An 11,255-nucleotide genomic window follows, 5' to 3' on the forward strand; every position below is an offset into this window, starting at 1 on the left:
TTGTGAAGTAGGCTTGCCTAAGCAAGCCTGAATTTTGTGTCATAATTAACTATCAAAACACATGACACAGAAGAATCTGGCCCTGGTTACAGGAGCCAACGGGCATTTGGGCAACAACCTGGTGCGATTACTTATTAAAAAAGGCATTCCGGTTCGGGCTTCGGTTCGCAACATCAAAAATAAAGAACCCTTTGCCGGATTGAATTGCGACGTAGTACAAGCTGACATCACCAACAAGCAATCGCTGATAAACGCCTTACAAGACGTTGACGTTCTGTATGCGGTTGGAGCCGCCTTCAAACTTTGGGCAAAAGACCCGAAAAAAGAAATCTATGACGTAAATCTTGACGGTATAAAAAACACCATCGAGGCCGCAGCCGAAGCGGGCGTAAAACGAATTGTTTATGTGAGTTCTATCGCGGCATTGAATTATGCCAAACTTCCTACAAAAGAAAGTTATGGCAATAACCCCGACCGCCGGGATATGTATTACAATTCAAAAAATGACGGCGAGAAACTGGCCTTTGACCTGGCAAAAAAGTATAGCCTTGACCTGGTTGCCGTGTTGCCATCGGCCATGATTGGCAGTAGAGCCTTTACCCCGTTAAATGTTTCCTACAACATCATCGATCTGATTCTGAAAAAACAGATTCCTGTCGAAACCAACATTACCCTGAACTGGATCGACGTAAAAGACGTCGCCGAAGGCTGCTATCTGGCGGCAACAAAAGGCAGAAATGGCGAACGCTATATTTTGGCCAACGAAAAATGTATGTCCCTCAAAGACACGACCAGAATTGCCCAGGAGCTTTACCCCGAATTAGCGATTAAATTACCTATGGCAGTACCCAAACCTATACTGTTTACTGTTGCCTGGTTTATGGAAATGGGAAGCAAATTATCGGGAAAAGCTCCATTGCTCACCACCAAAGACATTGCCATGTTCTCAGGGCTGCAACAGAACGTTGACATCACAAAAGCACGGACAGAATTAGGATTTAATCCCAAAGATCCGGTACAAGCCGTGAAAGAAGCGATGCAGTATTTACGTGAAAACGAAAGTCGGTTCAACGAATGACAGGCTTATCACTTTTCAGCCATGATTGTACACTTACCAAGCCCAGTAAAATAGCGCCCACCCTAAACGTAACGGTCAGCCCGTACAGCATATCCTCCGGCTTTGCTGCACGAATCGGTTTCGTGGCGACTGCTAGTGAAAATAAGGCTCCCATGACCGACGCTCCCGTAACCAGCCCCAGGTTACGGGACAAATTCAGGATGCCAGCTATAATTCCATCCTGCCTCTTGCTGGTATGGGCCATCACAGCGGTGTTGTTCCCAGCCTGAAATAACTGGTATCCCGGCGTCAGCAAACAGATCCCGATGATATACCCCGTCAACCCATAAACTGCTGGTAAACTGGCCAAGGCTATTGTACCCGCCCATAGACCGTGCAGACCTATTTTTACGATACGATCCGGGCCTAGTGTATCGACTAATTTTCCGGCGGGTATTCCGGTCAGTATCGAAATCAACGGGCCTACCGACATGACTAACCCGGCATTAAATTCATTCAGACCTAAACCAACTGTCAGAAAGAAGGGGCCAACTACTAAGGTTGTCATCATGATCGTAGCCACCAAAAAATTAGCCAGTAACGAGTTCCGTAGTACCCAATTTTTAAAAACGCTGGCGTCGATCAACGGATTACTACTACGTTTCTGAACATAAACGAATAGACGACCTGATAGCACGGAAACAAGAATCAGCAGAAGACTTTGTGGACGTATGGCTTCTTTTCCAAGCGTCATGGACAGCGCATAAGCGGCAATTGATACAACAAGCGTCACCACGCCCAGCACGTTGATCCGTTGGGTATTGTTCACCATCAGGTTGTCTTTACGGACATAGTAGATGCTCAACCAGAACGTAGGGATACCTAAACAGGACAGCAACAGAAAAATAGACGGCCAGCCCCAGACGCTAAGCAGGAACCCGCCCACCGAAGGCCCCATGGCTGTACCAACGGCAGATAAGGTTCCGATCAGGCCCATCGCACTACCCATTTTAACGGTTTTGTTATTTTTTTTGACGATTGTCACACTCATGGTCATCAGAACCGCAGCCCCCATACCCTGAAGGGCCCTCATGAGGATAAGTGCTGAAATTGTAGGCGCAAATGCACACAAAAACGAGGCAATCGTGAACAGGAGTAAGCCTGTCAATAAAATCCGGCGATGGCCGTACTGGTCGGCCAGTTTACCGACAATGGTGACGGAAACTGTGATAGCCAGCAGGTACGAAATGGTAACCCACTGCACCAACTGGAACGTTGTCGAAAAGGCTTCCTCAAAAACCGGTAGAGCAATATTGGCGATGCTTGTTCCTAACGAAGTCAGCAACACACAAAAGGAAATAACCAATAGGATGGCCACTTTGTCATTTTTCATACGCTTTGCCTGTTGATGATGCAAAGCTAAAGACCGCAATACCCCACGGGATAGGACAAAAATGAAGTACTATGGCACTTCATTGAACTTCACTCTGAAGGCTTCGGGAGAATACCCGGTATGTTTTTTAAAGAAGCGGATAAAGTACGAGACATCGTCATAGCCGAGCTGCCACGAAATCTGGTTGATCTGGCTGGAGGTAGCCAGTACGTATCGTTTGGCCTCCAGCAGGATGTACTCATTAATGATTGCGGAAGCTGTTTTGTCCAGCGTTGCTTTGGTGATGGCATTCAACTGATAAGCCGACAGATTCAATTGACGGGCGTACCAGCTCACCTGTTTTTGTTCGGTGAAGTGATCGGCAATTAATTCCTGAAACGCTTCCAGCCGTTCCTGACTATAGATATTGGCACTGTCAGCGGTTGTTCGGGGGCTTTTCTCCTGACGTAATAACTCAATAAAAAGCAACTGAAGGGTCAGTTGAATCGCCTGTTGGTATTGGGAGTTCTTTTCTGAAATTTCCCAATAGATAGCTTTCATAAAAGACAAAATCCTCTCAAAGCTATTGGCATTGGGCTGATAATAATTCGTTTTGCTGACTTTCTTCAGGGGATCTTTGTGTAGAAAATCGTCAGGAAACTGAGCCAAAAAACCCTGTCCCCCAGTTGCCAACGTTAAGGCATGCACCTGACCGGGCCGCACGATAAACACGCAGCCATCCCCGACAGGATAAGGGCTAAAATCGATGCTATGCTCACCTGATCCCTTTTCAATGACCAGCATAAAATAGAAACCATGCCTGTGCAGGGGCTGAATCATGCCCTGCCCGGCCAGTAATTTATCAAGCTTCCGAACAACAAAGCCATCGGAAGTCTCGGCATGGCTCACATCGGAGGGGGTATGTCGTACCGGTATCGGATCCATGTCAACAAAAGGCAGATGGCACCCATAAAAATACGATAATTCAACAGTAGTTAGACGACAAAAAGCGACACCAGGAACTGACAAGTGGATGACAATAGATCTCATGCTGACGAGGAAACCAACCACATTCACTGTGCTGCAATATCGGACTACCTTACAAATTATCCCGGAACTGGAATTATCTCTTTTCCTTCGTGAGGTTTTCCGATTTATTAAATAATTTCATCGCCTAGCCTTTGAGTAGTTAAGTGGCCCAATTAGTTCAAGCATAAGACGATGAGAATCATACATGATACCACCCCTCTTTTCAGTAGTAGTCACGGAAAGAACACTCCGGGTCTGTATGCCCGATTTAGCTGGCAGCATTGGTCCTTTGAACAAGGACTAAGTGCTCATTATTTCACGTTTCAAACACAGTCTGCGCACCATTTGACGACGCTCTATGGCGAAGAGTGTTTCAAGATTGTGCTTTGTATTTCAGGGCAAGCCAACATAGACTCCTTCCAGCGACGGTTTTCGTTTCAGGCAGGCAAACTTTACCTATACAAAGCCTTAGCGGTATCTGAATCTAACTTGCAGGCTGGAATGGCTTACGAGCTGCTCCATATACATTTCCCTGTGTCGAAGCTGCAGGCAGTGATCGTGGACACCCCGCTCCAGGATATGCTGCTGAACGGAAATCAAGTTCTTTCCTTACCGTTAACGCCAACGATTTTTGGTCTGATTCTAACACTGGTTAATTCGGAGTTTCAGGGGGCGTTACGGCAATTACACATGGAAAGTGTGCTGTATCAGCTCTTGTTTGAAATTATTAAAACAGCAGACAGAACCTATCCACATGTTCATCACGCTATCCCTACAAACCAAACCAGGCTGATACAGGAGGCTAAAGAACTACTTGATACCCATACGGGCTACATATCAATACGTCAGCTCGCGAAAGAGGTGGGCACGAATATGGTTTCACTTAAAACGGGATTTAAAGCGCTTTACAAGACAACTATTTTTAGTTATCAGCAAAACAAAAATTTACAAAAAGCCTATGAGTTGCTTTTGGCGGAGAATATGACCATTCAGCAGGTCTGCGAGTGTTGTGGATACCAAAGTCTTGGTAGTTTCTCGAATGCGTTTCTGCGACGCTACGGCCATCGACCCTCAGTGTTGCTGAAACGACCGATTGAATAAAACATGTTTCTTATCCGATAAGAAAACTAGATTGGTGATGCCCCACTTTTGCTTGCCATGAAGCAAGCAACTAATGGTTTACCGACACCAACGTTTCAAGGCGATGCGATTGATCAAACCGGCGCACAAGCAGTCCTTGAAGCACTCTTAGCGGAAGGAGTCAATACAATTTTTGGCTACCCCGGTGGAGCGATCATACCGGTTTACGACGCCTTGTACGATTACGCCCCCTTCCTGACGCATATTACCGTAAGGCACGAACAGGGAGCCATTCATGCGGCCCAGGGTTACGCCCGAGTCAGTGGCCGAACTGGCGTTTGCCTGGCGACTTCGGGCCCCGGTGCGACAAACTTAGTGACAGGCATTGCTGATGCCATGATGGATTCCACGCCTGTTGTCTGTATTGTCGGCCAGGTGGATTCAAACCTGCTGGGAACAAACGCATTTCAAGAGGTCGATATGATTACCCTGACCCAGCCAATCACTAAGTGGAATTATGAAATAATTCACCCAGATGAAATACCCAGCATCATCGCAAAAGCATTTCACATCGCCCGCTCAGGGCGCCCCGGTCCGGTGGTAATCAGCATTACCAAGGATGCGCAGCTCATGCCGTTGCATAGACCGGTTGAAGGCAAGCTTACTTTTTCCTCAAAAAAGCCACTGTTACCTGATCCAATACAGCTACAGCGAGCAGCCGATTTGCTGAACGAGGCCACATTTCCGTTCATCCTGGCCGGTCAGGGAATATTACTGGCGAAAGCAACCAACGAACTTGTCAATTTTGCCGAAACAATGGGTAGCCCGGTTGCTACTACGTTACTGGGTCAATCCGCTTTTCCGACTGATCACCCACTGTACACCGGCTGGCTGGGTATGCACGGTACGTATGCCAGCAATATGCTAACGACTAAATGTGATGTTATCATTGCCATCGGGATGCGTTTCGATGAGCGTGTTACAGGAGACCCGAATGCGTTTGCCGCTCAGGCTAAAATCGTTCATATTGATATTGACCCCGCCGAGATCGGCAAAGTCATTCAACCCGAAGTTGCGTTGGTGGGGGATGCCCAAGAGATTTTACGTCAACTGATACCACTGTTAAAGGCGCATCTTTCCTCTAATTGGCAAGCGCATTTGACTAAGTTCCAATCACTCGAAAGTGAGAAGGTCACCAGGCGGGAGCTGGCGCCAACCACGCAGAAGATAAAGATGGCTGAAGTTATCGCCATGCTTTCCGACAAAACGGCGGGTAATGCCGTGCTGGTCACTGACGTAGGACAACACCAGATGAAGGCGTCACGTTATTATCAATTTCGCCGAACACATAGCTTAATAACGTCCGGAGGATTTGGCACAATGGGATTTGCGCTCCCGGCTGCCATTGGTGCCAAAGTGGGCGCGCCGGATCGTGACATTATAGTCATTGTTGGCGACGGGGGTTTTCAGATGACCCTAAAAGAGTTGGCAACAATAGCGCACTATGGGTGGCCCATCAAGATAATTCTGCTAAACAATAACTACCTGGGCATGGTACGGCAATGGCAACAATTGTTTTTTGACCGCCGGTACTCGTTTGTTCATTTGCAAAACCCAGACTTTATGACGATTGCTCGTGGGTTTGCTATCGATAGTAAACAGTGTAGCCAGCGTGAATTACTTTCAGCCGGTTTAGATGACTTATTGGCTAGCCATCAACCATTCTTACTGGAAGTGATTGTCGAACAGGAAGAAAATGTATTTCCAATGTTCCCCGCTGGAGGGCGAATGGATCAGATTCGTTTAGAGTAGAGCGCCGATTTAATACATTGGTCAAAGCACATCGAACCAAGTTAACAAATTAGATAGAATAACTTAACAAACCGCCCAGATACTTTGTATCTGGGCGGTTTTCGTTATCAAGGCGTTTTTTGCAATGATCATCCAAGTTTTTGCACAAATTATCCAAGTCGATCCTTCCCCATTCGCCTACTTTCGCTTCATCATTCGCCTATGTTTTTTACCCGATTGATACAGCAGTATAACAGTAAACTCAGACAATCGATGAGCCATAAGCAAAGCTATTTGTTCGAAGCGTTGATTGTCCTGCTGATCCTGTTATTACTCTTACTGGGTATCGGCTGGCTGTAAGTAAACACGAACCGAAACGATTATGATGGGGGGAACTGCTCTACGAAATGCATCCTTTTTACGGATTGACGAAAACGGAAAAACGCCCAAATTCCAACAAATTGTTAACGGCATTATTGCCCAGATCGAAGCGGGTATTTTCAAACCCGGCGACCGATTGCCTTCCATCAATGAAACCAGTGCTGAGTATTATCTGGCTCGCGCTACGGTCGAGAAAGCGTACTGCAATCTGCTTAAAAGCGGTCATATCACCTCCTTATATCGTAAAGGCTTTTTTATCTCGCAGGGCAAAATCGTCAAACGCGTACTGTTTTTGACGGGTACGATCAGCGAAACGAACCGGGCGATTTTTAAGGCAGTAAGCGAACAGCTTGGCAAAACCTATAAAGTCGACATTTATGCCTACGAATATCAGCGCGATTACCTGCTGGATGGATTGGAAAAACAGGCCGGTAATTACCATTATTTTGTGTTGATGCCGCATCACCTGGGCGAAATCTGCGACCTGACCGACCTGCTGAAGAAAATCCCATCGGATCGGCTCATTTTTCTGGATGGTTCAACGGTAACGGCGTCACGCAACTGTGCGTCAGTACGTTTCGGATGCGGGGAGCATTTCCGAACCATTCTCGAAGCAAATGCCGCCACATTTCGCCGTTATACTACCTTGAATTTTGTTACCACTGACAACGAGTATATCCCTGCCGACTGGTATCGTGCATTTTTTGCCTTTACAGAAACCTACAATTTGAATGGGCAAATACTGGACGACGTTCGGGAAGCACCCTTGCAGCGTGGATCGGCCTATCTGCTCATAGACGATGACGATCTTATAACAACGCTTCAGGATGCGAGCCGAAAAGGGTATACGCTGGGACGCGATGTCGGCATTGTCTCGTTCAACGACGCCCCTTACAAATCGGTACTGAGTGGTGGTATTTCGGTGATACAAACCGACGTAGCAACGATTGGGCAGAATCTGGCGAGCATCATCGCGCAGAACCAGAAACAGACCGTCCGCATTCCGATGCAGTTTATTGATCGTGGATCGTTGTAAATCCCTTCGCCACCTAATTCATGCAACGACTTTTAGTACTCCTGATTCCTCTGGTAGCTTCATTGGCCTGGGTCGTTGGACACAACCCATCGACGTCAAAACGATTCCGTCGGCTACCCTCCTCGCAAACGGGCATCACGTTCAACAATCGGATTCAGGAATCGGATTCAGTGAATATTCTACGCTTTGAATACCTCTACAACGGAGGGGGCGTTGGTATCGGCGACTTCAACAACGATGGCTGGCAGGACGTTTTTTTTACGGGTAATCAGGTTTCTTCCCGCTTATATCTGAGTAAAGGGAAAGACGAAGAAACCCCATTGCATTTCGAGGACGTAACGGAATCAGCGGGTGTAACAACGCATGCCTGGTGCACGGGCGTTACCATTGTTGACCTGAATCAGGACGGTTGGCAGGACATTTACGTAAGTGTAGCCGGCTACGATAAAGACACGACCAAGCGAGCTAATTTGCTGTTTATCAACCAGACGAAAAAGAAAGGCGATCCAGTTCGCTTTCAGGAACAAGCCCGCGAATACGGCCTGAACGACATGGGCTATACCACCCAAACCGCTTTTTTCGATTATGACCACGACGGTGACCTGGACGCTTATGTGTTAACGAACGCGCTCGACCGCTACAATCGAAATGCACTGCGTCCGAAGATGGTGAATGGTGAAGCTCCCAGTAATGATCGGCTGTACCGGAACATGAGCGCAGAAAGAGCGAAAGAGCGAATGAGTGAGAGAGCGAATCGGAACGCCAAATCGCTCTCTCACTCTTTCACTCCGATTCGGCGTTCCGATTCGCTCTTTAAAAACGTTACCCACGAGGCTGGCATCTTAACAGAAGGATATGGACTGGGGATTACGATTGCGGATCTGAATGGCGATGGCTGGGAGGATGTGTACTGCGCGAATGACTTCCTGTCGAATGATTTGGTGTGGATTAATAATCAGGATGGTACGTTTACCAATAGAGCGGCTGATTATCTGAAGCACCAGTCTCACAACGCGATGGGCGTCGACATCGCTGATATCAACAATGATTTGCTGCCCGACATTATGGTCGTTGACATGCTGCCCAATACGAACCAGCGCCAGAAAATGATGCTGCCCGGCTACAATTACGACCGGTTTCGGATGGATTTGCAGATGGGCTATCAACCGCAATACATGCGTAACACATTGCAGTTGGGCGTGGGGCAGGGAGCCTTCTCCGAAATTTCTCAACTGTCGGGTGTCGATAAAACGGATTGGAGCTGGGCACCGCTGTTGGCCGATTTTGACAATGACGGCTATCGCGATTTACTGATTACCAATGGCTATCGGCGAGACGTAACGAATCTGGATTTTACTACGTATCTGGCCGATTTACATGCCGGAGGGTTTGGTGATGAACAGGAGAAAAATAAAAAAGCCTACCAAAAACTACTGCAACTTCCAGACGTAAAACTGGCTGATTTCTGCTACCGTAATCGGGGAACGGAAGGAAATCTGACGTTTGAGGACGTATCGGAGCAATGGGGCCTCGACGCACCGAATTTCTCAAATGGGGCTGCTTACGCTGATCTGGACAATGACGGTGATCTGGACATAGTCATTAACACCATCGATGACGAAGCCTTTGTGTATGAAAATAGCTCGGAGCAGGGAACAGGGAGCCGTACAAGTAAAGGGCACGAAAATTCGTGGCTTCGGCTGGTGCTTGAGCGGAATCCGTCGCAGGGAACGCGGGTGAATGTCTACTATGGGCAGCATACGCAAACGGCCGAATTTAATCCGACGCGCGGATATGTATCGTCAGTAGAGCCGTATCTGCATTTCGGGTTGGGGGCTACGTCGGTCATCGATTCAGTGGAGGTTATCTGGAATGATGGTACGTATCAGGTGCTCCGTACTGTAAAGCCCAATCAGTTGTTAGGTGTTGCTTATGATCCGATTGGAAAATACAAACCACGTAGGGGTTCGACACCTACATATTTTCAGGAGATATCCGCAACTGATCTAGGGCTGGATTACGTTCATGTCGAGAGCGAGTTCAATGACTTTGCCCAGACGCCCTTACTACCCCACAAGCACTCGCAGAATGGCCCACCGATGGCCGTAGCCGATGTGGATGGAAATGGGTTGGAGGATATTTTCATCGGCTCGGATTTTGGTCAGAAAAGTTATCTGTATTTCCAGCAATCGACCGGCCGTTTTACAAAAAAAGAACTTCAGAAAGAAGCCAATCAGGAAGATACAGGTGCTTTGTTTTTCGACGCGGATCTGGATGGTGACCAGGACTTATACGTAGTCAGCGGGGGGAGCCATGCAAACGCCCCTTCAGACGCTTACCAGGATCGGCTTTATTTGAACGATGGGAAGGGCCATTTAACATTATCCAGACAGGCATTGCCCATCCTCACCATCAGCGGCTCCTGTGTGAGTACCTGTGATTTTGATCATGACGGTGACCTGGATTTGTTTCGGGGTAGCCGACTGATTCCCGGTCAATACCCAATGCCCGCCAGCAGTTTTCTCTTCAAAAACGAGGGTGGTCGCTTTATTGACGTAACAACGCAGACCGCTCCTGAACTACGCAACATTGGTCTGGTTACGTCAGCCGTTTGGGCGGATTTTGATAAAGACGGTTTGCCAGATTTAGCGCTTTGTGGCGAATGGATGCCTATTACTATACTAAAAAATACAGGCAAGCAATTCAGTCATTCGCTCATTCACTCATTCGCTCAGTCAAGTGGCTGGTGGAATACGCTCGCTGCTGCCGATTTTGATAATGACGGTGATCTGGATTTGCTGGCTGGTAACCTGGGATTGAATACCAAATACAAAGCATCACCCGAACAGCTGATTGAATTATTTGCCGCCGATTTTGACAAAAACGGACGTATCGATCCTGTCATAACCTATTACAATGATCGACAGCAGTGGATACGCCAAACGCGCGATCTGTTAACGGCACAAATTCCATCGATGAAACGTCGTTTCCCCAATTTTGATACCTACGCTAATACGGTTTTCAACGAATCGTTTACGGAAGAGGAGCGTAAATCGGCCTATCATTTGAAAGCGACTGAGTTCCGTAGTATATACTACGAAAACATTGGTAATGGGTTTAAAGCGCATCCGCTTCCTGTGGAAGCCCAATTTGGCCCTGTATTCGGTATTTTGGTCGATGACTTTAATAAGGATGGGTATCAAGACGCTTTACTCATTGGTAATTCCTACGCATCAGAAACGATCGGCGGCTGGTATGATGCCTCGAAAGGCGCTTTATTGCTTGGCGGTAAACGCGATGGATTTGTGGTTAGCAACCTGAAGGGGTTGACTGCCGATAAGGAAGCGAAATCGATCGTGCAACTTCATCAGCAGAATGCGGCTTCCATGATCATAATTGGTAATACGAATAGCCCGCTCCAAGTGTTTACCAGGGTAAATAACGATGAACGATATACTAGCCTACAACGGCATAACAGGTCTGTATATGCCCGAAATACATATCCATAG

7 protein-coding genes are annotated in these 11,255 nt (G+C 47.4%); 5 read left to right on the plus strand and 2 right to left on the minus strand.

Features of this window, described 5'->3' with window-relative positions; all coding sequences use genetic code 11:
* Positions 1-61: 61 nt before the first annotated feature.
* Complete coding sequence (locus tag BGO59_RS14525; protein WP_293684342.1) at positions 62-1,078, plus strand: NAD-dependent epimerase/dehydratase family protein; 1,017 nt, start codon at positions 62-64, stop codon at positions 1,076-1,078.
* Here BGO59_RS14525 and BGO59_RS14530 read toward each other — a convergent pair.
* Positions 1,068-2,450: an MFS transporter gene (locus BGO59_RS14530; protein WP_293684343.1), complete on the minus strand. Its 1,383-nt coding sequence runs from the start codon at positions 2,448-2,450 to the stop codon at positions 1,068-1,070. The two genes, BGO59_RS14525 and BGO59_RS14530, sit on opposite strands and share 11 nt — an antisense overlap.
* A gap of 69 nt (positions 2,451-2,519) precedes the next feature.
* The gene (locus BGO59_RS14535; protein ID WP_293684344.1) at positions 2,520-3,374 is read right to left on the minus strand and encodes an AraC family transcriptional regulator; all 855 of its coding nucleotides are present in this window, start codon (positions 3,372-3,374) and stop codon (positions 2,520-2,522) included.
* Between the two features lie 429 nt (positions 3,375-3,803).
* Between BGO59_RS14535 and BGO59_RS14540 the strand changes: the two genes are divergently transcribed.
* From BGO59_RS14540 to BGO59_RS14555, 4 genes are all read left to right on the plus strand, one after another.
* Positions 3,804-4,559 (plus strand): AraC family transcriptional regulator, encoded by a 756-nt coding sequence (locus BGO59_RS14540; protein WP_293684345.1) that lies wholly within the window; start codon positions 3,804-3,806, stop codon positions 4,557-4,559.
* Between the two features lie 57 nt (positions 4,560-4,616).
* Positions 4,617-6,350: a biosynthetic-type acetolactate synthase large subunit gene (ilvB, locus tag BGO59_RS14545; RefSeq protein WP_293684346.1), complete on the plus strand. Its 1,734-nt coding sequence runs from the start codon at positions 4,617-4,619 to the stop codon at positions 6,348-6,350.
* A 361-nt stretch (positions 6,351-6,711) separates the two neighbouring features.
* Complete coding sequence (locus tag BGO59_RS14550) at positions 6,712-7,746, plus strand: GntR family transcriptional regulator (RefSeq protein ID WP_293684347.1); 1,035 nt, start codon at positions 6,712-6,714, stop codon at positions 7,744-7,746.
* Between the two features lie 20 nt (positions 7,747-7,766).
* Entirely contained in the window at positions 7,767-11,255 is a 3,489-nt protein-coding gene (locus tag BGO59_RS14555) for a VCBS repeat-containing protein (RefSeq protein ID WP_293684348.1), read from the plus strand.

The organism is Spirosoma sp. 48-14, from assembly GCF_001898575.1.
In the GTDB taxonomy this organism is placed as follows: Bacteria; Bacteroidota; Bacteroidia; order Cytophagales; family Spirosomataceae; genus Spirosoma.

Coding starts and splice junctions, on each gene's coding strand:
- BGO59_RS14525 (WP_293684342.1), top strand. CDS start 62: ATGACACAGAAGAATCTGGCCCTGGTTACAGGAGCCAACGGGCATTTG.
- BGO59_RS14530 (WP_293684343.1), bottom strand. CDS start 2,450: ATGAAAAATGACAAAGTGGCCATCCTATTGGTTATTTCCTTTTGTGTG.
- BGO59_RS14535 (WP_293684344.1), bottom strand. CDS start 3,374: ATGGATCCGATACCGGTACGACATACCCCCTCCGATGTGAGCCATGCC.
- ilvB (WP_293684346.1), top strand. CDS start 4,617: ATGAAGCAAGCAACTAATGGTTTACCGACACCAACGTTTCAAGGCGAT.
- BGO59_RS14550 (WP_293684347.1), top strand. CDS start 6,712: ATGATGGGGGGAACTGCTCTACGAAATGCATCCTTTTTACGGATTGAC.
- BGO59_RS14555 (WP_293684348.1), top strand. CDS start 7,767: ATGCAACGACTTTTAGTACTCCTGATTCCTCTGGTAGCTTCATTGGCC.